We start from the raw sequence: 24,024 nt of genomic DNA on the forward strand, positions 1-24,024 counted from the left end.
TGTCGGCGCTTTCGATCCTTGATTGCGCATGCCCGATTTGGAAAATCGCCGCACAAGACCGTGCTATCGACGCAGCGCTTCGAACCGCGTCTTCGCCTCCTTGATTCCTCCAGCTTCGGCCCGCGCATAGAGATCGCGCGCTTTGGCCGTGTCGCCGTGAGTTCCATACGTTCCAAAATTGAGAAGGATCAGCGGATCGTAGGTTTCCGCGAGCGCGAAGGTTGCCTGCGCACTGCCCATCCCGGCGACGTGCTCCAGCACGATCCGTGCCGCGCCGATGTCTCCCTGTTCAAGCAGCAAGCTCGCGCGCGCCATCAGCCTCGCCACTTGTACCCCTTCGTCAAAATTGACCTGGGCATCGCCCGGGTTGCGCGCTGCTTGGTCCTGGACGGGCTTGTCTTGGACCGGCTGGTTCTGGATTGGTCGTGCCGGTGCTGCGGTCGGCTCCTCGCGCGCGGCCTGGCCGGTGGTCGCCGGCTTGAACGCCGCGGAGGGATCTTTCGCCGCAAGCGCGCCGTTGTCATGACGCGCCAGTGCAAGATCCTTTTCCAGTCCTTCGGCCCGCTCGCGCTCACGCTGCAACAAGCTGCCCAAATCGGCCAAGTCTCGCTTTCCGGCCTGCTCGACCCGCATGACTTCCTCGCTCGCCTTGGATGCTCGCTGGGTCTCCGCGTCGAGATCGCGGCCTGCCTTTGCGAGATCCCGGGCCAGCTGCTCAGCCCGCTCGCGCTCGCGTTGCTGCGATTGCTTCAAGTCGGCGGTGTCACTCGCCTCGGCATGTTCGAGCTGTGCTGCTTCCTCGCTGGCTTTCGCCGCTTGAGCTTCGTACGCGTAGATCTTGCTGCGCGCCATCGAGAGATCCTGCGCCAGTGCATCGGCTCGTTCGTGCTCCTTCTGCATCGAACGTCTCTCCTCCGCGGCGCCAGCCTGTGCTGCTTGCGTCAGCCTGGCGACCTCGTCGCCAGCCTTTTCCGCTCGCTCCGTCTGCGCATCGATATCTCGTCGCGCGGCCGCAAGCGCCCACTCCAGCTGCCCGGTCCGATCCCGCTCCTGTTGCAGCGATTTCTGCAACTCCACTGCGCCGTTCTCCCCTGCCGCTTTCAGTCGGAACGCTTCTTCGCTGGCTTTCGCCGCCAGTGCCGTTTGGGTCGCCCGATCGCGCGCGTCCTGCGCGGATTTGGAGAGCGGCGGTATGGCGTTTGCACCCGTCCGGTTGAGCTCGGCAGTTTCGTCTCCAGCCTTGCCGGTCTGCGCCTCGTATGCATCAATTGCGCTTCGCGTCAGAGAGAGGTCCTGTGCCAGCGCCTCGGCGCTGTCGCGCTCCTTCAGCATCGATTGCCTCAAAAGTTCCTTTTTCGCCTTTGCCGCCAGCGCGGTCTGGGACTCGACATCAAGCCGCGCGGCTGCAAGGTCCTGCTCCAGCCGCGCCGAACGTTCGCTTTCCTGTTGCAGGGCGTTCTGCAGCTCCAGGGCGTTGCTCTCCCATGCCTGTTTCAGCCGAGACGCTTCCTCACCTGCTTTCGTCGCCAGCGCAGTCTGGGTTTCGATGTCGCGCCGGGCGGCCACGAGGTCCTGCTCCTGCCGCGCTGAAGCCTCGCGTTCCAGCTGAAGTGACTTCTGCAGCTCCGCCACGCTGCTCTCCCACGCCTGTTTCAGCCGAGACGCTTCCTCACCTGCTTTCGTCGCCAGCGCAGTCTGGGTTTCGATGCCGCGCCGGGCGGCCACGAGGTCCTGCTCCTGCCGCGCTGAAGCCTCGCGTTCCAGCTGAAGTGACTTCTGCAGCTCCGCCACGCTGCTCTCCCACGCCTGCTTCAGCCGGGACGCCTCCTCACCTGCTTTCGTCGCCAGCGCATTCTGGGTTTCGATATCGCGCCGGGCGGCCGCGAGGTCCTGCTCCTGCCGCGCTGACCGCTCGCGCTCCTGCTGAAGTGATGCCTGCAGCTCAGCCGCGCCACTCTCGCCCGCTTGATTCAGCTGGGAAGCATCCTTTAGTCGGGAAGCTTCCTCGACGGCCTTTGCTGCCAACGCCTTTTGGGTTTCGACCTCGCGCCGCGCAGCGTCAAGACTTTGCACCAGCCACTCGGCCCGATCGTGCTCCTGCTCGAGATGTTGCAGCAACTCTATGTCGCGCCTTGCAAGCGCAAGTTCGCAGGACAGGGATTCTGCCCAGTCGCGGTGTTGTTCGGGAGGCTGCAGGGCTCCTGTGTCGCTAGTCGTCGCTTGCGCAACCTGTATCGATTTGTCGCTGCCGCCTGGACGCGGCAGCGAAGTCTCGAACTCGTCAGAGCCGAGATTGCGGGCAGTCGCCGCCTGTTGCGCGTCTGCGAGGTGCTGCGCCTGACCCGGGGAAGCCTCCGTTTCCGACGCCCATGTCATAGCGAGTATAACCGCTGCCATCCACAGGGGTGCACATCGCCCCCGCGTGAGGGAGATCTTCACTTCCTTGTTGAGCATGACCGTGCGACCCATCTGCAATCACTTGTCGCGTGGAGATACGACTTCCTTCAGATGTGTCATTATGCCCTCCTTCTTTGCGCCAATCATATAGCTCGTATGGAGGACCCTCCCCACCACTTTTGGGTTAGGCTACGGATTGTGTAAGATCATCGAAGCCGTGAACTGCTCAGAGTTCCTTCCCGTGTAGTTCGTATTTCGCGAAGTGAAATCGCCAACGAACGTGGCGGGCCGCCGTCTTCGCCAATGACACGGCCCCAGCGGGCTGGAGCCTGCGGCCGTCCATTCCCGCGCTTGCCTTCAGGAAGCACCAAGAACAAGAATAGCAAGCGCGCTTCCATTGCGCCCGAAAACGGGCGCTGGGCAAGCACTACAGGTTGGTGCTCCGTTTGGCCGAAACAAACGGGTCGACAATTCTCACAGGCAACCACACCGTGCTAGAAATCTCGTTTTTGCTGCTTGAAGAACGGCAGCAGCTTCTCGAAAATCTCATTCCGATGCCGGTCGACTTCCCGGTTGAGTGCGTCACTAAAGCCAGGCGCATGGGTATGGATCGTTTCGCGGTCTGCTGAGACTTTCGTTGGCGTTCCGTCGAGGGGCCGTGTGGCTATCCAGAGTAGGCGCGTAAGCCCGCAGCGTCGATGCGTTGCAGCAGGGCCACATTTGGATTTTGGCTCAATGTCCGAACCCTTCGGACTAATCTCCTTTCGTCCACGCACATCGGGAATTCTGCACGCATGGGAGGAGGTGGTAACTTTTGACCTAGCGATCCACCGCTTAGGTGGGGCATGAATTTGGTCGAAGGGATTCGCAGCAGGACATCGGGATTGCCGCAGAGCACCTGCGCCGCCACCTAGATCAATGCCACTGCACACGAACAGCCCTGCTGCAATCGCGTAAGCTCAGCGTGGAAACTGGCAGGTCGATGTGGCTCAAGCTGGGAGCGCTCCAGCCGACTGGGTCGTTCAAGGTTCGCGGCTCGGCGCGGCGCGAAGAATATTTGCTGAAGGGTTACGAGTGTTGACCTTGCGCGTTTGCGTTGAGTGGAGGGAGCATGCTCTTGAAATCGAGTCTCAGAAATGACGAGCCAAGGCCGGGGGCTAGCAATCGAGGCGCTTTGGTGGTTATTACCGCTCTTCTTCGGCTCGTCGCGTGGCTGCTTGCGGCGGCCGTCACTTTCGCAACGCTCGGACCTCAGGAGCTTCGGCCCCACCGTGTCTTCGGGCAGCATGGCGATCACGCGCTCGCCTTCGTTTTGGTCGGGATTGCCTTTGGTCTCGCCTATCCGCGGCGGCGCTGGACTGTTTCTGCGGTCGCCGTTGTCCTGATCGGTTTGCTTGAGATTATGCAACTATGGGTGCCGGGACGGCACGCGAGGTTCGAGGATTTTGTGGTCGGTGCGCTCTCGGCTTGCGTCGGCTTCGCGCTGTCCGCCGCGGCCGACCGGATGATGGCGCAATTCGGCGAAGATTCCGACCCGTTGACACGCGATCGTCCTTGATGAGCAGGCTGATCTCTCCGCCCAAGGCTTCTGGCGAGTCACATGCCCCGTACGGATCGGCACCTTCTCTAAAGCGCGGTGGGCCGTAACGGCGCACGTCAGCCGCAGCGACGGTCAGGCGGTGTTACCGGTATCGACCGCCAACATGGTACGGGTGATGTTCCTGCCGCCTTCACCAAGGAGACATTTCACCATGGAAGCGACGTCTCGGCCTCCGGCAGGCGGCGCAACGCGCTAAGGCCGGCGATGCGCCGGCGGCCGTCGCGTCCAAGGACGAGGAAGTCGCCTTGTGATGCCGAGTCTCCGACTTCATGGGCCAAGGCGAGTTATCCGCAGGTGAGGGGATTGATCATCCGAAAGCAAGGCGTTGGGGCTGCTGCGAGTTCTGCAGGAACGCGAGCCGGTGAGTGGTTCGCAGTCGAACCGCATGCGAATTGTCAGCGGAGCTGTCCGCGAGGCGAACGCGCAAGTGTCAATCGAGCGCTCAGTGCACTGGTGCGCGGGCGCTCCGCCGTCGCTTGTGTCGTTGTCCCTGATCGTCAAATTTGAGCTCGGCGACCAGCCGCCAGAGCTGAACCTCGTGACCGTCCGCCAACCGCCCGGCCCGCTCGGTTGCGGACGCGTCGTCAGGGCAGTGAAGGTTCACCACGCTCCCCAGTTGGCCGTGTTCGTCCAGAACGAATGCACGATAATGTGGCATCGCAAATCCCCACGCGACAGCATCTTACCTTCGGCGTTGCTCCACGGCTTGGAGATTTTGGGTCATTACGAGCTACCTCTGATGGGCGGTATGCCTGCCGCCGCGGCTTGTTCCGACCCGCTCATGCCGTCAGACCCCTTGGCGCCCGTTCGAATACCTCAGGCGCGCATACTCAGCCGTGACGGCGGAAATGCCCGGACCGCTCCTGGACTTTCGGAAGCTCGCTACCATCGTAGCCGTCGGGGTTCTGCAATTGCCAACGCCAATGATCCGCACACATTTGCTGCAACGATCGAGTCGATGTCCAGCCCAACGCCTCCAGCGCAAGGGTCGGGTCGGCATAGCAGACGGGGACATCACCGGGTCGGCGCTCCCTGATTTCATAGGGGACCGATCGCCCGCTCGCTGCTTCAAATGTGCGAACGACGTCCAGAACGCTGCTGCCGCTGCCCGTTCCAAGATTGACCGTGAGCACACCGGGCTGTCCGAGGTGGCGCAACGCACCCAAATGCCCGGATGCGAGATCGACCACATGAATAAAGTCGCGGATTCCGGTGCCATCAGGCGTGTCGTAGTCGTTTCCCCAAATCTGTAGCTTCTCCCGCCGTCCAATCGCCACTTGCGCCACAAACGGTAGCAGGTTGTTGGGAACACCCAGCGGGCATTCTCCGACGAGGCCGCTCTCGTGCGCGCCAACCGGATTGAAGTAGCGCAGAATGCCGATCCGCCAATCGTCGTCGGACCTGTAGAGATCCTTCAGCATCTCTTCGATAACGAGCTTTGTGCGGCCGTACGGATTGGTCGGGCAAAGAGGGTGCATCTCGTCGAGCGGCAGGTATTTTGGTATCCCGTAAACGGTCGCGGACGAGCTGAAGACGAGCGTCTTTACATTCGCCCTCCTCATGGCCGATACAAGCCGCATCGTTCCGAAGACGTTGTTCTCGTAATACGTCATGGGCCGGACGTTGGAATCGCCGACGGCCTTCAGCCCTGCAAGGTGAATGACCGCAGTCACTCCGCAGGCCCGAAGTATGTCGTAGATCACCTCTTCATTGCGGATATCTGCGTGCCGAAAGACGAGCGATCGCCCGCAGATGGATCGCACCCGTTCGAGTGAGGCCTTGTTGCTGTTGGAGAGATTGTCGACGGCGACGACGTCGAGGCCGGCGTCCAGCAACGCGATGCAGACGTGGGACCCGATGTATCCAGCACCTCCGGTCACCAAGATCATCTCGGACACCTTCCGCTTTCGCTCAGCGAGCCTCCGTCCAACACGACACCACATTACTTGCAAGTCGCGCCCATGAGGCGTGGAGATTTTGGGCCTTATGAGCTACCTCTGATGGACTGCATCGCGGGTGGCGCCATCCGCCGAGAGCAGGCCATCGAGCGCTCACGATCGTCGCATCATCCATTTCGTCACGTATCTGAACTTCCAGGTCAGATCGCTCTGGCTTCCAGCCGAGCAGGGTTCGTGCCTTTTCCAGAGCGCCGATCAGGACTGCGGCATCGCCAGGCCATCTCGGCACCAGCTCGACGTGGATTGATTTGCCCGTAACGCGTTCAGCCGTCGCCACGACTTCCAGTACCGAGTAGCCCCGCTCATTGGCTAAGTTGACTGCGCAAGTGGCCCCGCCGTCGATGAGATATTTGAGTGCCTTCACATGCGCGTCGGCGATATCAAGCACATGGACGTAATCGCGGATGCAAGTTCCGTCAGCCGTGTCGTAGTCATTCCCGAACACCTTGATCGCCGTGCCGTCACGGGCGGCGGCGAGGACCAATGGGATCAAATGGGTTTCCGGTTCGTGAGCTTCACCGATTTCTGCTTCGGGGTCAGCACCCGCCGCATTGAAGTAACGGAGCGATACCGAACGAAGGTTGTGAGCCGCATCGATATCTCTAAGCATCCGCTCAACAACAAGCTTCGAGTAGCCGTAATGATTGATCGGTTGTTGCGGATGATCCTCCGAGATCGGAAGTCGATTGAAGCCATAGGTTGCGCAGCTCGATGAGAACACGACCGGCGTCGCCTCGAAATCGATCAAGGTCGGAAGCAACGAGGCGGTTTCGCCGACGTTGTTCAGATAATAGAGCAGAGGGTTTGCGACGGATTCCCCGACATAGGCATAGGCGGCGAAATGAACCACTGCGGAAGGACGGAATTTTTCCAGGACCGAACGCAGCCGAGCTGCATCACCGATGTCGCCCAATTCAAACATGCCGAATCTCGCGGCCCAACGGTTGCCACGTGAGAGGTTGTCGTACACAACCGGCTCGTATCCATGGCGCGCCAATACTTTGCAGGTGTGGTCTCCGATATAGCCGGCGCCACCCGTTACCAGATCTTCACCACGCTCTATATCGCCTCGAATTCAGCACTGCGAAAAGACGCCTCAGCGGGCGGAATGGATCAATTGTCTCCAACGACGACAAGATACGCTCTTCCTGCTTGCGCGCCGTCGGCGCACCTGGTCGCCGCGAAAGAATGCAATGGTTGGCTTTCATTCCACGGCCTTCAGCCCTTGCAAGCTGATAGACCACGGTCACTCCATAGGAGCGGAGTACCTTGTCGATACGATGACGTCGACCCGGCATCCAGCACACCCACGCAGACATGCGACCGAATGCAACCAGCGTCTCCGGCCAGCAACGCATCTCGGAAACTTTCCGTGGGCGCGATTCAATCTACCTGCCTAGGCGACGGCTATCTCCCGTCTCCGAATTACGTGGGCACTTATCATCTCTGCCCGACGCGCAGCGAATCGCCAGCGGTCGCATCGCTCCGGCTTGCCTCTGGTGGAATATTTGAATTGCTTAGCCTTCGAGGAGAGACGGCAGGACCATCCTGGTAGTGGAGGCTGACCTCGACGGCGTCACCCGGCTGCAGCTCGGTATCTTCGCTTGCGATGATCCGTTCCGACCCCTTATCGCCCTTCCTGACGATGGCAATCTCCGCGTTGGTGCCGGCTCCTCGCACGAGTTGTGATCGAACCATCGTGGTGTACTGAAGCTTCTCGCCGACGCTCTGCAGCTTTTCGCGAATTTGATTGAGCCTTACGCTGGTATCTTGCAGCTCACGGAGCAGGTCGAGCCTCCGCTGGTCATCCAGCTTTGCCAGCTTCCTGACGAACTCGTCCTGCTGCTTCTTGACCTGCATCAGTTGCGCAGAAGTCTGCAGCTTCCGGGTTGATGACAGCAGCACCGCGCGACGCGCATCCGTAACGCGAGGGCTGACCAACGACCCCTTGCCGAAGAGCTCGGTCGTTTTCTGCAGGTCTTCGAGATCTGCCTGAAGTCCTTCGTCATCCTTCTTCTGTTGCTCTGACAGCACGCGGACCTCGTCGTCTCCCTGCCGAATGCCGCGCTGAAGGTACGTTTTTTCCTGCTGATAATCACTCTGCTTGGTTTTCAGATATTCCTTTTCGGCATTAACGATGTCCGAAATCGCCGATCGAGCTAAGGGCGCATCCATCAGAGCACCGGAACTGATCTGGGCTCCCTCTCCAAGTTCAGTCTTGATGCGCCACATACGCGCCTGTTCTTTGGCCAGGTCTGTCCAAAGCGAACCATACTCGCTTCTCAGGTCTGCTGACTCGAGATACGGGTTGCTCATTCGGATACGCATGATGTCGTAGCCGCCTGCCACGGCGACGAGCTGGCGTGCGGTGATAGACGGACGATAAGGGTACTCGCCCGGCTTCGATACATCCCCATTTACGTATATGGGCTTGTACTCCGCGATGACCGTCGTGACCTCGTCTGCGTCGATCACTATGACCGTTTCGCGGCCATCGGAGGCCCTCTGTCGAAATACCTTGCTCGCCAGCGCAGCCCCGATTTTGGCGCGGATCTGCGGTAAGGTCAGGCCGGCCGCTGGAAGCGTTCCCACCAATGGTAACGAAACGTTGCCGTCCATTTGGACGGGGGCACGATGCCGCAGCTCCGGCACGCCCGCGACCGCGACCTCTAGCACATCTCCGATATTTACCAGATAGTCGGCCTTTGCTTGAATGACGGAAAGTGTCAGGCCAACAGCCGCCAAGCCCCATTTGATGCAACGACCTAGGTTATTGGCGAAGATATCGATACGGAACGTGGTCACTGGGCGAAATCCTTCAAGTCCGTAAGTCCGTTCGTGAGCGGCAACACGACAACGACACTGACGTCCGGGCAGCCGATCCGCGAAACTAGTCTTCTGTTCTCTGATTGGCGCTGGCCATTCAGTGCTCAGTGCTCACCCGACGATCCTCGATTGCTCGGGTCTCTGTTGATCATCAATTCCGGCCAATTGGACCGCCTGGATGTGCATTCAAGCAGATTGCTGCTTGAACTGTAATCCTGCAGCGCCGCGGCTCAATGGACCATCGTAGTTACCTATTTATAGCCTTTCCAAACCAGTGACTTCGGACTCTACTGATTTGGGCGACGGACAATGTGACCGAGAGGCTCGTAGTCGAGGTTTTGCAGGCCGGTCACCCTACGAGTGGCGCTCTTCGTCAAATATCCACGGGTAAACGAGCGAACAAAATCAATCACTGCATCCGCGAGCTTGGGACTGCATCAGACGGTACACCGTAGAAGACGCCCCGTCCGTCGGTCCCGATGTACACGCGGCCCCAAAGCTGCCGGTCGCCCGCCATGGCCCCAGCTCCGTTCACGAGATCGCTCATCTGGTGCTGGGTGTCGTTGATGAGAATCCAGCTGGTGCCCATGTCGTCGGACCGAAATATCCCCGTCGTGTTTTCTACTGTGCCGTAGAGAAAGACCGTCGGGACTTTCGACCCGTTCGGGGGCGCTCCGAAACTGAACATGAAGGCGGTGTGGACGTTGGCAAGCTTGGCGAACGTCTCACCTGCGTTCGACGAACGATAAAGGCCCGAGGCACCGTTGCTCATCCAAACCTCCCCGTCCATTCCTGAGGCGGCCTCTACGACCTGCTGTCGCCAGCCCAAGGACGGAATAGTTGAGATGCTCTCGAATGTCGCCGCACCATCGGTCGAGCGGTAGAAATGCCCGTCGTTGTAGTCGTACAGGTAGAACTTGCTCCCATCTGTGCGGTCCGCGGCCAGCGGCTTGTTCTTGGAGTCTTTTCCTTCGACGGCGGCCGATGGCGCTCCAACCGACTGCGTCCATGAGACGCCCAGGTCGGTCGAGTAGTAGGGAGCGCTTCCTTTCGGCAGCCATACGATCCGCCGTGACGTGGCCGAAACCGCCACTCTGCCGTCGAAGTTTCCGTTTGGGTTGGATGAAAAAGCCGTGAAAGTCTGCGCATTGTCGGTGGAATAGCCACCGGCCGGCGAGGTTTCTCCAGGATGTCCTACCCGCACAACGAAGTCTGGATCCGCCTCCTCGAAATCGATTCCTGTGGAGTTGCCGAAAGGTGTATATCCGAACTCGTTGGGCGGTGGCGTGGTGAGAGAGGCGTTTCTGAACCCGACATGGTCAGCTACAGCCGAGAGCAGTGGAGCGCCCCGGGGCGGGGACTTGACGTCGAAGACGACCATCTCTTCCAGCCCATTTACGTAGCTGTGCCAAATCTGGCGCTTGGCGGTGATGTCGTCGGTGCGCCACACACCACCGGTATCCGTGAACCAGACCCGCTTCGGATCGGCGGGATCAATTACCATCGCCGACGGCCCATCGGCGAACTCACTATTGGGCATCCACGGAACCGAAGAAGTGGCGCTCACATTCCAAAAGGTCCAACTGGCGCCGCCGTCAGTGGAGCGGTACCAGCCGTAGTGGCTCTCCATGGTCACCACGACGTTTGGATTGGTCGGGTCGACGCTGATGGCCGAAAAATTGCGCCTCTGCTGAGGTGGCGAGATGTTGGTCCAGGCGCCCCCGGAAAATTTTGCGACGCCGTCGTCGTGGGTCACGTAGAGGGTTCCATCAGAGGCAATGGCTTCGCGGTGAGGGACAACCGGGCTGCCGGCCATGACGGCCCACGAGCGCCCTGCGTCCATGCTTCGGTAAACTCCCTGGCCACGTACAGCGGCATAGATTGTTGAAGAAGGCGATCCCGCCCTGCCTGTCGTGCGATCGATGGCAACGAAGGTGGTCCCGACTCCTCCCGTGACTTTGGGAAAACTCTCGACCCGCTGCCAACTTGCTGCGGCATTTGTGCTCTTCCACAAACCGTCGTTGCGCGAGCCAAAGTAAAGGACGTTGCCGTCGTTCGGATCTACAATCAAGCGCTCCCCATTGAGCGCGCCGGGGAAATCGTTGCCGTTCATTACCACGTTCAGATTAGTGCGCTCCCATGTCTTGCCTTGATCCTTAGACTTAAGCACATCCCACGGTCCGCCGCGCCACCAATTGTACATCCCGGCGGCGAAGTAGACGTTGTTAGGGTTCGATGGATCGATCGCGATGCTCTCTCCGCCGAATAGATTTTGTTGCGAGAGTGGGAGCCAATCGAGCAACGGAATCCACCGCTGATTGGCAGCATCCCACCGGTAGCATCCGCCGACATCGGTGCGGATGTAGAGCAAGTTGGGGGCGGATGGATGTGCGACGATCCCGGTGACGTATCCGCCGCCGCCCCACTTCACGTTTGTCCAGATGTATGGCTCGCTCTTGAGAACGCCTGCATGCCCAGCGGCGAAGCTCAAAGCCGCCAGCAGCGTTGCTAGACACGCTCGATGAATGAACCATGCGCTCCAGCCACTCTTTGCCAGGGCTACGTATCTTCCGGCCCGCTCACCAGCACCCCGCGCCATGAACGGACCGCACCGCCTAGTGCGAATCGTCGCCGCTCGTACGGCTGTTGCACGCTGTCGTTGTTCTTCCATGGTTCCTCCCGAGTGCCAGTGAACTTCAACTCTCGAGTCTTTGTGCCGGTTCAGCGCCAGCACGAAGCCTGGAACTGGTTGGCGCGACCGAGGCTGCCAACCTCCTCAACGAGCAGATCGACCGGCGCAAGGCCGTCGCTGCGGCCTGCAAGAACCGCGAGCACGCGATCCCGACTTCGGGCGTCACTTCCGCCGCTCACGAAGGAGAGATATTAGTGACCAATGCATGTTCGTGAGCACAAACCCAAGCAGCACGACCATTACATAGACCGAGGACTTCACCAAGAGACGCAGAAAGACGGATGCATCCAGTCCGGAGCAGAGGATGTGCACGACGAGCACACCGCCCGCGACCACAACGATGACTTTCAAAATCTGATCGAGCCGTGTCGTTTGAGCGATGCTGGTTCCCAGTGCTTTGGCGACCTTGTTCAAGGCCCAGAACTCCCAAAGAACAAGGCTTATGGTGCTTCCTGCTACCGTGCCGGGAAGTCCGAAAAACTGGAGACCAAGAATGCTCAAAGCAATCGATAGCAGAAGAGATATCGCGCCGACTATTGCAGCCTGCCGGCCGAATCCAAATACCTGAAGGAGATGGCCCGCCGCGAAGACGGTTGCCATCTGTCCCAAGAGATAAATCCGCATGAGCGGCACCGCCCCCAGATACTCGCGGGTATATATGAGTTCGACGAACTCGTTCGCGGTCGAGATCAGCAACCCGAGAATTGGGGGCAGCATAAGTCCCAGTACGAGGTATCCTTTCTGTATCAGGGCGCGGGTGTCATCAAGCTTGCCCGCGCCGACCAAGGCATTGATCTTGGGCAGAAGAGCATCATTGAGGGGCTGGCGGGTCAACGTTCCGATCAACAGAACCGTCGACGCAATCGAGATAAGTGCAAAGGCCGCGTTCGAAAAGTTCGCTGCCACTACCCATTGGTCGGCCTGCACGCGGAAAGCGAAAAGCCCCTGGGCGACAGCAAAGGGTAACGAATAGTTCAATTGCATGCGTGCGAGCTGCCCCTCGTATCCGAGTCCCGTTTCCTGCGCGGCAAACAGGGCATAGGCGAGCGCTATCCCGACCTTCACCATAGCCACGCCACACATGGCCACTAAAACCCAGCCCACGTCGCCCGACGCGACTGCCGAACCTGCCAATGCCGCCGCCCTGAGTATCGCAAGGGCGATCGTTGCGCAGGCCTGCCACTCCGCTTTTCCATCCGCGTTTGGCAATACATCGAGAATCGACGCTAATATCCAGATGCCGACGAAAATCTGCACGAGCGGCGAGTAGCGCTGCAAGCCGGCGATCGAACCAGGCAAGACGGGCATCAGCACCAGAAGCAAGAGCACCGAAAGACCGCCGAGCGCGAACAGGCTTACGAGCGTATTCCCCACCAGCTTCGGTCGAGTTCCGGGAGCAGCACGTGGCAGGAAATAAAGCAGGGACTGCGGCAAGAAAAGGGGAAACAGGATCAACCCTGTCGAGGCAACCAACCACATCAGGCGGTAGTCCCCAAACTCCTGCTGGGTCAGGTGGCGGACCAAGATGACCGGGAGCGCCATTTGCAGGGCATACTCGAACAGCCCTGCAGCAGCCAGAAAAGCAGCCTTGCGGCGAATCCCTGACGTCATGCCGCGCGCGCCCCGCTCTATGCGGCCTCGTCCAGCAGGCTGTCGTGCTTCCAGCGCATCGGTCATAAGGAAATGAGGCCATGGACGCGCTGACGCGCATGCATGCCATCCCTCCTGCGTCCATCGCCGTCGATCAGGACCCTCATCGCCACACCGGTTTGCTTGACGCGTGTGATTTCTTCGTTCGGCGAACCGCTTCCTGAATTGCCGCGGCGTAGGGCTTCAGCACCACTTGATCGCCATGCATCCGGTCCATGTAGCTCCTGCATCGCTCGGACGCCTTCCGCCATTCTGTTTCATCGCCAATCAAGTGGTCGGCAACGTGAGCCATCTCATCGATGGACCGGGGCGAGGCCCCCAGGCCTTCGCGCTTGATAAGTCCATCAGGATCAAAAAATGATATTACCGGAACGCCGCGACGCCAGGACTGAAGAAAGGAATTGGGAAAACCCTCCGTGTGCGAGGTGTTGACGAAAATCTTGGCGCGGTCATAGAGGTCACCGATATCGTGATAAGGCACGCGACCGAAAAACGTCAGGTTCGGCAGGTTCTTCGCGGCAGACTCGATCTTGCTGTACAGATCGGAAAAACCCGGTTGCGGACCGCCAACCATGTGGATACGCCGCGAGGGCATGCGATGCGCCAACTCAATGGCGAGCTCGGGGCGCTTGAAGTCACTCAGGTTGTTGACCCAAAGAATTTCCAAGTCGCGCTGATCACGATCCAGCTGCCTATCCGGGGGATCCACCAGCATGTCAGCGATAACGCTCGTCAATCCGTAATTTTCCAAGAGAGCGCGTTGCTGGCCGGCGTGCTGGCAAAGGACACTATCAGCCCTCCTCAATCCGTATTCGTAGAGTTTCTTGTCCCGTGTGTAGCGTATCAACAACTTCTCCGGATCAGCATCCGTGTCATGTGCCAATCGGTGGACGAGCCCACGTCCATGCCGACGGCAGAACATCGCGACCAAGCCGACAAGCATGCCGGCACAACTGGTGTAGTAGACGTCGGCATCGGCCCGCATCAACGCCGCCCACGTTGCGGTCCAACGGGGATAAACAAAACGAAGTACTGGAAGACCCGCATTCGCACGATAGGTTTTGTAGGTCGTGACGTCGTGCCACGCTGCTGCGTCGGACTGACCGTAATCGCCGACGACCATGGAAACCTGGTATCCACGAGCAACGAGTGCTTTCGCGAGCAGCGTCTGCTGGACCTGCTCCCCGCCAATACCATGGTGATTGTATTCGGAGGCAAGGACCGGGAGGTTTTCAAGACCGACGAAACACACCTTCATGGCTGCGTCCTTTCGGTCGAACAGGTTGATTGGGCCTGGCCCAGGGCGAGCCCATAACAAAGCCAAAGGACCACCTGCGGGTAGGTCGGCACCAATCGGTCGTCCGTCAATCCCTGGACAGCGAGGCATATCAGGCAAACGACTCCTCCTTGGAAAACACCGCGCCATTGGGGATCACCATGGTTCTTCGCGAGGCGTCTGAACATGGCCCATGCCGACCAGAAGAAGGCTGTGACAACTGCGACACCCACCAGGCCCATATCAAGAAGAACGCCGAGATAGGCATTATGGGGGTGTCCGACCGGCAGCATGTCCCCGTGAAGATTGGGAGTGGCCCACATGGTCGAACCGAGGCCATGCCCGAGGATGGGCGCTTCCCAGAACGTTGGCAATAGTGGGCGCCAGATTGTGTCGAGGCGACCAGCCGTGATTGCCTGGGCATCCTCTGTGGCGAAACCCGTCGTCGCTCGTTCGACGAATGCGTTGGGCAATATCAAGGCGACAGCGACGGTTAGGGACAGCGCAAGAACAATCTGGCCTGTTCGGCGCCGCGTGATCAGATAATGTCCAACGATGACGGCAAGGCCGATAAAGGCGCCTCGAGAAAAGGTCAGCGCCGCCGTCGTGGCGGCGGCGGTGGCGCATGCAAAAAGCGTCAGGCGTGAAAGCGGACGGGCGGTGGCGGCCGCCGTGTTGAGCAGGATCGCAAACCCCAAGTTCGCCATAAGGCCGATCTCATTGGCGTGCATTCCAGTCCAACTGAGAAAACCGCGTTCTTGTGCGGACGCGAGACTGTCCAGGCTGATGCCGTTTACAACAAGGTCACCCATAATGATCACGAACAAGGCAACGTAGGCACCTGCGAGCGCCCAGATCAGAGATCGCCCATTTCCGTTTCGCGAGACCACAGCCGCCAGCCACGCCACGACAAGGATAATCATCGGCTTAGCGAAATCGTCCAACAAGTAGCTCTTTACTGTTACCGGCTCTTCGCCTGGAAGCGTGATGGCGCGCTCTGCCGAACCGGAGCCCGTGTAGGCGGCAAGTGCAATCAGCGCGACATAAACCAGTAGTGCCAGCGGCAGGCGGGGAAACCGAACGGGGCTTAAGAGCGAAGCCAAGCACAACGACGAGAACGTGAGCGCGAGCAGGCAATTTTCCGAATTTAGTCCCGTGACCCCGAACACCTGACGTGGAACCAATTGGGTTGACGCGAAGGGCAACAGTAACGCCAGCAGCCAGAACTCCATTCCGGTAGTTGGCGAGAACCGCCGCCGCAGCAAACGGCATCAAAAAAAGAACAAGGGCAATCGTTTCCCCGACCATTGCCGTCAATCCGCCTGTGATCGCGACAAATATCCCGATGAGGATCAAGAATAGAGTGTCGGCTCGCAACGGCACGACAGAGCTGGAATTTGAGCGGGAGCCGTTCATCTATCGATGGCCCGTGTTTGTCGAATGCCTTTTGCGTGCCGCATCGGCGTCCGCGAGATCGTAAGCAGAGCAGCATGTTGCAGAATGGAGAGTTCGTGGCTGACGAGGTGAGCAGCCATGATCTGGAGCGCAAAAAAAGGAGCTAAGCTCGACACAAGCATCCCCGGCCATCGCTGATGTCATTCGTGACCAGATTGAGATGGTGCGCGAGATTCGCCGTCTCATGCTTCATATGCAAGCGTCTAATACTGCGTGAGCTCCGCGAATCGGGGGTAATCCTTTTGACTTCTCCGACACGTGCTCGCAGCGGCGCGCAAGGCCGCCGCCTGCGTGCGCATAATTGCGCGGGCCGCGGCGGTAAACTCATCCGACTTCGTATGCTCGATCTTGGCACAGAGCGGACCAACAGGGGGCTGCGTGCGCGAAGGGTCTTGGCCGTTTAAAACGCCCTTCCCGGGGAAGTCGGTGAGAAGCCAGGACCGTTCAGTCTTAGGCCACGATCGCCGCCATCTCGTTCAGCTTCGTCAGTTTCTCGGTAAGCCTCGTCACCTTCGCGGCCAGTGCCTCGGTCGGCTCTTGCCGATCGGCCGTATCAAGTTGGCTCAGATAGCGCGCGACGATCTCGTCCAGCTGGGCACGCCGCCGTTCCACCTTCGCGCGCGTGAAGTTCTTGTCCCGGTTGTTCACAGCCTTGAGCTTGCTGCCGACGCTCGCCTTCGCGAGAAGGCCCATCTCACGGCAGAGTTCGACGAAGCGCGCACAGACCTTGCGCAGCGCCACGCCATTGTCTTTGCGGAAGTCTGCGATCGTCTTGTGATCAGGTGTGAGCCGACCCAGCAGCCACATGACCTCGACGTTGCGTCCAGCTTCTCGTTCGCGCCGCCTAATCGACTGCACCCGGTTCAGATAGCCGTAAATGTAAAGCTTCAGGAGCACCGAGGGATGGTACGATGGCCGACCAGTCGCCGCCGGTTCCACCTCCCTCAAAGCTCATCTCAGCCAAATCGGGTGCATCGACAAACACGTCGATCACGCGAACAGGGTTGCTCTCGTCAACGAAATCATCGAGGCATTCGGGCAATAGCGTCCTTTGCCCACGATCGGCCTCTTCAACGAAGCGCCTCATCAATTCCCCCGCAGAATCACGGAAGAATCATAACAGCAGCACTGCGTTTTCGCACAGGTGCGCCGGGAGACCGGCGAGGAGTAGGTGGTGCAAGTCCACTACGATGACGGAATAGCGAACCACATCGACCCCGAGCCGTGCGCAGGCCTCCGCGAGGATGTCGGCGAAGCGTCGGCAGGGGGACGTGCAGGCCAACCATTGAGCCGCGATAGAAAAGTGATTCCGGGTGCCTACGCTGTCTGTGTAGCGGAAGGCAACATGCCCAAGAGGTCATCGCAAGCGCTTGGGTGACCCGGCATGGTCGAAGAACCTGGCATGCACGCACGCTCCTCGCACGGGAACCGGGAGATCTCCGGGTTGGTCGAAAGTCCCTTGGGGCGGACGGCCCGCGGCGGGAAGGCGAGGAGCCGTAGCCGCCGATGCACGATCCGGAGAAGTCAGACTCTGCGTAGTAGCTGGGAAGTCGCCGAACAAAGCCGGACCACCGGCAGCGGAGGTGGCGGAGCAAAGGGAAGGGACCAAGAGGAACGCTGATCAGCAAAGCACACACCGGACGCAGACCCGGGCGCGCGTGACCCAAGCGCTGAACCGCGTACGGCAAGCCGCAAGGCAAAGGAAGAAGGAGCGGTTCACCGCGCTTCTCCACCATGTCAACGTCGACACGCTCCGAGCGGCATTCTACGCGTTCAAACGCAAAGCTGCCGCCGGGGTCGACGGGGTAACCTGGCAGGTCTACGAGGTAAACCTCGAGCGCAATCTCGAGGATCTCCACCGAGTCCATCGGGGAGCGTATCGGCCTCATCCATCGCGCCGGACGTGGTCGACAACGGCCGCTGGCAATCGCGCCCCTGGAAGACAAGATCGTCCAGGGCGCATGCGTCATGGTGTTCAACGCCATCTACGAAGAGGATTTCCTCGGGTCCTCGTACGGGTTCCGACCTGGACGAGGGCCGCACGATGCGTTGGATGCCTTGGAGGTGGCGATCTCCAGCCGGAAGGTGAACCACATACTCGACGCCGACATCCGGGACTTCTTTGGCAGCGTCAACCACGACTGGTTGATCTGCTTCCTCGAACACCGCATCGGCGATAAGCGCATCATCCGCCTGATCCCTAAGCTGGCTCGAGGCGGGCATCCTCGAAGACGGGGCCGTATCCATAGCTGACAGTGTAACTGGCCAAGGTTCGGTGATCTCACCACTCCTTGCCAACATTTACTTGCACTACGTGTTCGATCTGTGGGCCGAACGCCGGCGACGGCAAGAGGCCCGCGGCGACGTGATCGTCGTGCGTTACGCAGATGATCTGGTCGTAGGCTTCGAGCATGAGGACGACGCCAGTCGCTTCCTCGATGCACTGCGCGAGCGGTGGGGGCATTCTCGCCGTCGCTCCATCCGGGTAAGACCCGCTTGATTGAGTTCGGCCGCCACGCGGCAGCCGAGCGCAAGAAGCGCGGCATCGGTAGACCGGAGACCTTCGCCTTCCTGGGCTTCACCTTCATCTGCGGCAAATCTCGACGTGGCACCTTCCAATTGCAACGGAAGACCCGGCGCGACCGCATGTGGGCGAAGCTGCAGGAAATCAAGACGGAGCTGCGGCAAAGAATGCACCAGTCTATCCCGTCTCAGGGACACTGGTTGAGACAAGTCGTTACAGGCCACTTCGCCTACTATGCCGTGCCCACAAATAGTCGGGCGCTCTCAGCGTTCCGGCATTACGTGGCCGACCTCTGGCGCCGCACGCTTCGGCGGCGCAGCCTGAAAGACGGCTTCACGTGGGACCGGATGACGAAGCTGGTCGCCGGCTGGCTTCCCCCGCCGCGCATCCTTCATCCCTGGCCCGACCGGCGCTTCGCCGTCAAACACTCGAGTAGGAGCCGGATGCTCGAATCGGGCTTGTCCCGATCTGTGCGGGGGGTGCCCAACAACGGGCATCCCTACCGCGATCCAGGGTCATAAACTGACGTAACGGCTAGCTATTGAACGCTCCAGTTCCTTGCCTCTCACCGGCTGGTCACCACTAATTGGGAGGTGGCGTGGCCTTCGGTGCGCGATCAGAGCTACGGGCTTGAATGAATGCCCCCGCGCAGGTGAAGTCATCCTCGGACAGGCCTTTCCAACGCGGAGCGAGTTGAGAGCGCTTGATCCCGTCAATTCTTATCGCGTTCAGGTGGCATATGATCTCAAATCCACTGGCGCGTAGCAATTGGATATGCTGGGAGCACGGTTGCCGATTGAGATAATAGGAACGCTTGCCCATGACGATCTTCCATATCCAGTCCGGGTAGGTCCAGTGGTCATTCCATACTTTCGCCAGGTACTGTGCGGTGAAATCAATCTGGTGAGACATCCAACCGCCAGGCTTGAGCCACTGCGCGCACGCCAGGTAGGTGTCTTCCAGGTTGACGACGTGCTCTAAAACGCTGTGGGAGAAGACAAGATCAACCGTCGCCTCGCGAATCACAGAAGCCTCGTTCCACGGCACCATATAGCGAATGGTGATGCGGTCTGTATCCAGGCTGGGGTGCACTAGGGCAGAGCGTATGGCAGCTATACGATCTGGGGCGAGGGAGCGCTCCAGCAAACTCTGGGTCAGGATGTGACTGGGGAACAGGTTTGAGTCGAGGTGTTGATCGTAATCAGGCCAGCCTCTACTGGGGCGCCCGGCGCGCCGTTGAAAAAGGTCAACCAATTGATCGAAGATCATTAGGTTTCGAGTCGTGTTAGCGTAGTGAGCGATATCCAGCGCATAATAGTGGTTGGCACCGGACAGCAACGCTGCCAGACCGGTCCCTAGCGAGTCTCCCGGCCCTAGTTCAGCAATCGTATCGGGAATGGCGCGCAGGCCGTTGGTCCAGAGCAGTGCCAGGTGCTTCAGCCACACCTCATAGCAATACGGGGCGGTATCTGTCCCTCGCGTCCCTACCTTCCGCCATTTGGATACAGCGTTGTATAGACCGGGAATGCACGTCGCAGTGCCTCTGATCACGGGAATCAAACGCATGAGGAACGGTCTTTCGTCGGTTAAGCACCATCCTCCTAGTTCGGCGAGATGCCACCCTCACGCCGTTTGGTCAGCGGAGGCAGCCGAACGATACCATGCTTTCGCGGTGGTATGAACCGGCTCATACCAAGGAGCACGCCACGTCTTCAAACTAGAGGCGAGGCGAGAGTCCATCGTCTCCACTCTCATCTTGAGGTACTCCTTTTGGGAGTCTCATTTCGCGCGAAGACTTGCAATAGATTGTTTGAGCGCCGGCGATAGGGCTCTGCGTCCGGCGCGCTAGGCGGCCCCGCTTCCACGACGTTGCGGGGCCGTTCGGGGCGCGCGCAAATTGAAAAGGATACCAATCTGGCTGCTGTTCAGAGCCATTCGGCGTCGAGGCGCAGGACATGCGATCCAGATCTGCAAAATGGTGGGTGGGCGCGGCCTTTGCAGCCAATCTGTTTTTGGCGGTCATGATACTCGTGGCTCGCGGTGCTGACGCTCACGGCACTGATGCGGCTCTTTTCGCTACAGGACGCGTCGCGTTTCTTTGGTTCTGGGCGGCCTATGCCGGAGGGGCATTGGCCACCCTGCTTGGTGCGACGTTTCTGCCGCTGAAGCAGCGCGGTCGCGAGTTTGGCCTCGCCTTTGCGGCCGCGCTCTTTGTTCATCTCGCCCTGGTCAGCTGGCGTTGCTGGATCGGCGCAGTGCCGCCACTCGCCATACTCATCCGTTTCGGAATTGCTGCGGCTTTTACCCTTCTTCTCGCACTTTTCTCCTTGGGAAATCTGCACGCGCTGCTTGGTCCGAAGGGCTGGCAATTATTGCGAACAATCGGAATGAACTACATTCTCTACGTTTTTCTCTATGATTTCGGTAATCCGTCGCACGGAGGAATTCGGCGTCTCGTTGAATATCTGCCCTTCACCCTGATGGCCACCGCGGCCGCCTTGCTACAGCTGGCAGCTTGGGGCGTCCGGCTACGACATCGAAGCCAATCGTCAGTTTGCTAACAAGCTTAACCGGAAGGGCGCATGGTGGGGCTGTTGCCGTGATTGGAAAGACCAATTCATTGAAGAGGAATGCATCGCATGGGTATAAACGCGCAGGTTGCCAACGTTATAGCGTATCTAAAGGCAAACAACTTTTTGGGGGACGAAATCCTCTCGTTGGGACGGCAGGACAGTTCATTTTCATTGAAGGACCTTCACAGCGTCAACAGGAATGTGGGTGCAGGCTGGACTGAAAGCCAGATGGAAGCAAGCGTGAAGGACCCTTCGGCGGAAACGTTTCTCAACCTGTCCGGCTTCAAAGTCAGTCGAGCCACTGACGCCAGCGATTTCGAGGGAGCGGACATTGTCCAGGATCTCAATCTGCCAATTCCTGAACACCTGCAGGACACCACCTCTTTCTTCTATGACGGAGGGACGTTGGAACACGTTTTCAATGTAGCCACGTCATTCAAGAATGTATTCGACTTGCTCAAGGTGGGCGGCATCGCGCTATTTGCACCGCCTGCCAACAATCAATGTGGACATGAGTTTTATCAATTTTCGCCAGAGCTGTTTTTTCGAGTTCTTAGTGCAAACGGATTTGACTCAATTCATGTGTACTTGGTCACCACGGTTCGTCCTGCTAAATGGCTGAAATGAGTCGACCCTTCCCGAGCGGGAACGCGGTACCAGTTCTACAGCGGTGAACCTCTGCAGCTTATCGCCATTGCGAGGAAATCAAAACGCTTGCAGTCTTTGGTTATCCCGCAGCAGAGCGACTACGCAGAGAGCGCGTGGCATGAAAGCGAGGAAGGCAGAGAAAGCCGAAGACGCTCATATAGGGGATCAATATCAAGCATGATCAAATATAGACTTGTATTCCCCGTTTCCGTTGTAGCGCGAATCATGTTTGGAATCAGCCGTGGAGGAAGGCTTCCCGGCCTATGGTGACGCTCGATGGTCAAATCTATAAGCCCTGGGAAGGATGTTTTTTCAGCATTCAATGATCCGCTTTGATCCATCGGCATGGTGCAGGGCCGGATGCAAATTACTGGCCCGAGAAGGGGCCGCGGCGCTATCTCGGTAAGCTGGAAATAGTCCCCTCTGCGGTCTAGCGTCGGCCATGACACTATGTCTCTCGCGCGGGTTTGTTTTGTCGATGCCGCGCGCGCAGTTGCAACAGGCCGATCACCCTCGCTGGTAGTACCCCAAAAGAGCGTGTTCATTATCCACGTTCATCAACAGCCCGCGCGCCCAATCGGTTATCTTGAATGAACCCACGATGAGGGCCTTCAAACAAGGAGCCAACATGGCGGAAAATGAGGACGCTGAAATTCAGACCGCGAAAGGCGGTCCGTCGCTCGCCGTCATCGGCTGCGGCTACTGGGGTGCGAAACACATCCGTGTCAGCTGCGATATACGCGACGCACGGATGTCGATGGCCGTTGATCCACGCCCTGACAGATTGGAATATATCCGTTCACAGTATCCTTCTGTCGCCGTTTCGCGTGATATCGGCGCGGTTCTGAATAACCCTTCCATAGACGGGGTCATTGTCGCCACCCCTGTGGAGACGCACTTTGAACTGGCGCGGACGGTGCTCCAGGCCGGTAAGCACGCGCTCGTCGAGAAGCCGTTGGCCATGACGAGCGCGCAATGCCGCGAGTTGAACGCGATTGCCGAAAAGCGCAAGCGTGTTCTGATGGTCGGGCACACGTTCGAATATCACCCGGCGGTCGGTGTCATGCGCCAGATGATCCAGAGCGGCTCTCTCGGTGAGCTCTACTACATTGATTCGCGGCGCCTGAATCTCGGTCTTTACCGGCAGGACGCCAATGTCCTTTGGGACTTGGCGCCACACGACCTCTCGATCATCTTCTGCCTGCTCGAGGAGGTGCCGCAAACCATCGGCGCCTGGGGTTGCGCGCACGTTCTGCCCAACGTTGAGGATGTTGTTTACGCCAAGATGGGCTTCAAGAGCGGCCCGACCGCCCACGTGCATGTTTCCTGGTTGGACCCGGTCAAGGTGCGCCAGATCACGATCGTCGGAAGCGATGCGATGCTGGTGTTCGACGACGTGGCGCCGTCCGAGAAAGTGCGCGTATATCAGAAGCGGTTCAGGCCGCGGATCGACGGCGACTCCTACGCCGACTTCCAATCGGCCTATCATCATGGCGACGTTCATATTCCCGCAATATCCAGCAGCGAACCGCTGAAACTCGAGGTGCTCGACTTCGTCAACGCGATCATGACCGGGGAACGTCCGCGCGCGGACGGAATGCACGGGCTGCGTGTTGTCGAAGCGCTCGAGGCGGCATCGGCGTGTCTACGGCTCAAGCACAAACACCATAGCAACGGTAAGGATCAACGGATGTTTCGGCGGCGGAACATGCCGGCGGGAGGTCCCGAAATTGCCGTCGCATGAAGCCACGCGACGGAAAGCGACCCCGCGGGAATACGGCAAGCGCGCGCTCGACGTCGCGATCGGCGTTCTCGCGATCGTGCCGCTGGCCCTGGTCTTCATGGTGGTGTGGATAGCAATCCGTCTCGATAGTCCCGGACCAGCGGTCTTTCGCCAACGTCGGATCGGACGCGACGAGAAGCCGTTCAACTGTTTCAAATTCCGGACGCTCCGCCACAACGCCGACGAAAACGTCCATCGCGAGGCGATCCGGCGATTTTGGGCGAATGAAACCCTCTCGGACGACCCCGATGCCCCATACAAGCTGACAGACGATCCTCGCGTGACGCCCGTGGGACGGTGGCTGCGGAGAACCAGCCTCGACGAGCTGCCTCAAATCCTCAACGTATTGCGGGGCGAAATGAGCATCGTCGGTCCGCGGCCGGCGATTCCTTATGAACTCGAATACTTCCGGGAGTGGCATCATAAGCGTCACATTGTGAAGCCCGGAATAACCGGAATTTGCCAGGTGCGCGGTCGGGGTCGTGTCAGCCCCGAGGTGATGCTCGAGATGGACGTCGAATATGCAATGAACTGGACCTTATGGACCGACCTGAAGTTGATTGCCCTGACGTTTCCCGCGGTACTGCGGGGGCACGGTGCCCGATGACGTTCTCAAGAAACAAAGACGGATTCTCATAAGGT

General features: G+C 59.3%; 18 protein-coding genes and 1 pseudogene. 9 read left to right on the forward strand and 10 right to left on the reverse strand.

Going from position 1 to position 24,024, the window contains the following annotated elements; translation table 11 throughout:
- Positions 1 to 63: 63 nt before the first annotated feature.
- A complete protein-coding gene (locus tag ACP2YP_RS11435) occupies positions 64 to 2,469 on the reverse strand; it encodes a hypothetical protein (RefSeq protein WP_426424222.1) in 2,406 nt (801 codons plus the stop codon).
- A gap of 374 nt (positions 2,470 to 2,843) precedes the next feature.
- Between ACP2YP_RS11435 and ACP2YP_RS11440 the strand changes: the two genes are divergently transcribed.
- Together ACP2YP_RS11440 and ACP2YP_RS11445 are read left to right on the forward strand one after the other, a co-directional pair.
- Positions 2,844 to 3,026: a hypothetical protein gene (locus ACP2YP_RS11440; protein WP_426424223.1), complete on the forward strand. Its 183-nt coding sequence runs from the start codon at positions 2,844 to 2,846 to the stop codon at positions 3,024 to 3,026.
- A gap of 548 nt (positions 3,027 to 3,574) precedes the next feature.
- Complete coding sequence (locus ACP2YP_RS11445) at positions 3,575 to 3,955, forward strand: VanZ family protein (protein ID WP_426426108.1); 381 nt, start codon at positions 3,575 to 3,577, stop codon at positions 3,953 to 3,955.
- 872 nt (positions 3,956 to 4,827) lie between these two features.
- Here ACP2YP_RS11445 and galE (ACP2YP_RS11450) read toward each other — a convergent pair.
- The 8 genes and pseudogenes from galE (ACP2YP_RS11450) to ACP2YP_RS11485 form a co-directional block, all read right to left on the reverse strand.
- Complete coding sequence (gene galE, locus ACP2YP_RS11450) at positions 4,828 to 5,886, reverse strand: UDP-glucose 4-epimerase GalE (RefSeq protein WP_426424224.1); 1,059 nt, start codon at positions 5,884 to 5,886, stop codon at positions 4,828 to 4,830.
- Positions 5,887 to 5,908: 22 nt separating this feature from the next.
- Positions 5,909 to 6,952, reverse strand: a complete 1,044-nt coding sequence (galE, locus tag ACP2YP_RS11455; RefSeq protein ID WP_426424225.1) for a UDP-glucose 4-epimerase GalE — start codon at positions 6,950 to 6,952, stop codon at positions 5,909 to 5,911.
- A gap of 443 nt (positions 6,953 to 7,395) precedes the next feature.
- Positions 7,396 to 8,760, reverse strand: a complete 1,365-nt coding sequence (locus ACP2YP_RS11460) for a polysaccharide biosynthesis/export family protein (protein WP_426424226.1) — start codon at positions 8,758 to 8,760, stop codon at positions 7,396 to 7,398.
- A 430-nt stretch (positions 8,761 to 9,190) separates the two neighbouring features.
- Positions 9,191 to 11,452, reverse strand: a complete 2,262-nt coding sequence (locus ACP2YP_RS11465) for a WD40/YVTN/BNR-like repeat-containing protein (RefSeq protein WP_426424227.1) — start codon at positions 11,450 to 11,452, stop codon at positions 9,191 to 9,193.
- A gap of 183 nt (positions 11,453 to 11,635) precedes the next feature.
- Positions 11,636 to 13,150: a lipopolysaccharide biosynthesis protein gene (locus tag ACP2YP_RS11470; protein ID WP_426424228.1), complete on the reverse strand. Its 1,515-nt coding sequence runs from the start codon at positions 13,148 to 13,150 to the stop codon at positions 11,636 to 11,638.
- 76 nt (positions 13,151 to 13,226) lie between these two features.
- On the reverse strand, positions 13,227 to 14,381 hold the full coding sequence (locus tag ACP2YP_RS11475; RefSeq protein WP_426424229.1) for a glycosyltransferase family 4 protein: 1,155 nt from the start codon (positions 14,379 to 14,381) through the stop codon (positions 13,227 to 13,229).
- Positions 14,378 to 15,631, reverse strand: a complete 1,254-nt coding sequence (locus ACP2YP_RS11480; protein ID WP_426424230.1) for an O-antigen ligase family protein — start codon at positions 15,629 to 15,631, stop codon at positions 14,378 to 14,380. The genes ACP2YP_RS11475 and ACP2YP_RS11480 overlap by 4 nt, the downstream gene beginning before the upstream one ends.
- A gap of 694 nt (positions 15,632 to 16,325) precedes the next feature.
- Positions 16,326 to 16,941, reverse strand: a pseudogene (locus tag ACP2YP_RS11485) (transposase); the annotation flags it as partial.
- Positions 16,942 to 17,801: 860 nt separating this feature from the next.
- On the opposite strand from ACP2YP_RS11485, the gene ACP2YP_RS11490 reads away from it, so the two are divergent.
- From ACP2YP_RS11490 to ACP2YP_RS11500, 3 genes are read left to right on the forward strand one after another with little or no spacing between them, the layout of a single operon-like run.
- Entirely contained in the window at positions 17,802 to 18,107 is a 306-nt protein-coding gene (locus tag ACP2YP_RS11490) for a reverse transcriptase domain-containing protein (RefSeq protein ID WP_426426109.1), read from the forward strand.
- Positions 18,108 to 18,129: 22 nt separating this feature from the next.
- Entirely contained in the window at positions 18,130 to 18,354 is a 225-nt protein-coding gene (locus tag ACP2YP_RS11495; protein WP_426424231.1) for a reverse transcriptase domain-containing protein, read from the forward strand.
- Positions 18,351 to 18,899: a hypothetical protein gene (locus ACP2YP_RS11500; protein ID WP_426424232.1), complete on the forward strand. Its 549-nt coding sequence runs from the start codon at positions 18,351 to 18,353 to the stop codon at positions 18,897 to 18,899. Before ACP2YP_RS11495 ends, ACP2YP_RS11500 begins: the two co-directional genes overlap by 4 nt.
- Before the next feature lie 61 nt (positions 18,900 to 18,960).
- Here the strand turns inward: ACP2YP_RS11500 and ACP2YP_RS11505 are convergent, their stop codons facing one another.
- Positions 18,961 to 19,824 carry a methyltransferase domain-containing protein gene (locus ACP2YP_RS11505; protein WP_426424233.1) on the reverse strand — a complete coding sequence of 288 codons (864 nt, stop codon included), beginning with the start codon at positions 19,822 to 19,824 and terminating at the stop codon, positions 18,961 to 18,963.
- 509 nt (positions 19,825 to 20,333) lie between these two features.
- On the opposite strand from ACP2YP_RS11505, the gene ACP2YP_RS11510 reads away from it, so the two are divergent.
- From ACP2YP_RS11510 to ACP2YP_RS11525, 4 genes are all read left to right on the forward strand, one after another.
- Entirely contained in the window at positions 20,334 to 20,939 is a 606-nt protein-coding gene (locus tag ACP2YP_RS11510) for a hypothetical protein (protein ID WP_426424234.1), read from the forward strand.
- A gap of 78 nt (positions 20,940 to 21,017) precedes the next feature.
- Positions 21,018 to 21,578, forward strand: a complete 561-nt coding sequence (locus tag ACP2YP_RS11515; RefSeq protein ID WP_426424235.1) for a hypothetical protein — start codon at positions 21,018 to 21,020, stop codon at positions 21,576 to 21,578.
- Positions 21,579 to 22,227: 649 nt separating this feature from the next.
- On the forward strand, positions 22,228 to 23,343 hold the full coding sequence (locus ACP2YP_RS11520; RefSeq protein ID WP_426424236.1) for a Gfo/Idh/MocA family protein: 1,116 nt from the start codon (positions 22,228 to 22,230) through the stop codon (positions 23,341 to 23,343).
- Positions 23,330 to 23,989, forward strand: coding sequence for a sugar transferase (locus ACP2YP_RS11525; protein ID WP_426424237.1), 660 nt, complete (start codon positions 23,330 to 23,332; stop codon positions 23,987 to 23,989). Before ACP2YP_RS11520 ends, ACP2YP_RS11525 begins: the two co-directional genes overlap by 14 nt.
- The last annotated feature ends 35 nt before the right edge of the window (positions 23,990 to 24,024 follow it).

It is taken from the genome of Bradyrhizobium genosp. A (assembly GCF_049949275.1).
In the GTDB taxonomy this organism is placed as follows: domain Bacteria; phylum Pseudomonadota; class Alphaproteobacteria; order Rhizobiales; family Xanthobacteraceae; genus Bradyrhizobium.

Coding starts and splice junctions, on each gene's coding strand:
- ACP2YP_RS11520 (WP_426424236.1), top strand. CDS start 22,228: ATGGCGGAAAATGAGGACGCTGAAATTCAGACCGCGAAAGGCGGTCCG.
- ACP2YP_RS11480 (WP_426424230.1), bottom strand. CDS start 15,631: ATGGAGTTCTGGCTGCTGGCGTTACTGTTGCCCTTCGCGTCAACCCAA.
- ACP2YP_RS11475 (WP_426424229.1), bottom strand. CDS start 14,381: ATGAAGGTGTGTTTCGTCGGTCTTGAAAACCTCCCGGTCCTTGCCTCC.
- ACP2YP_RS11515 (WP_426424235.1), top strand. CDS start 21,018: ATGGGTATAAACGCGCAGGTTGCCAACGTTATAGCGTATCTAAAGGCA.
- ACP2YP_RS11465 (WP_426424227.1), bottom strand. CDS start 11,452: ATGGAAGAACAACGACAGCGTGCAACAGCCGTACGAGCGGCGACGATT.
- galE (WP_426424224.1), bottom strand. CDS start 5,886: ATGATCTTGGTGACCGGAGGTGCTGGATACATCGGGTCCCACGTCTGC.
- ACP2YP_RS11510 (WP_426424234.1), top strand. CDS start 20,334: ATGCGATCCAGATCTGCAAAATGGTGGGTGGGCGCGGCCTTTGCAGCC.
- ACP2YP_RS11470 (WP_426424228.1), bottom strand. CDS start 13,150: ATGACCGATGCGCTGGAAGCACGACAGCCTGCTGGACGAGGCCGCATA.
- ACP2YP_RS11435 (WP_426424222.1), bottom strand. CDS start 2,469: ATGGGTCGCACGGTCATGCTCAACAAGGAAGTGAAGATCTCCCTCACG.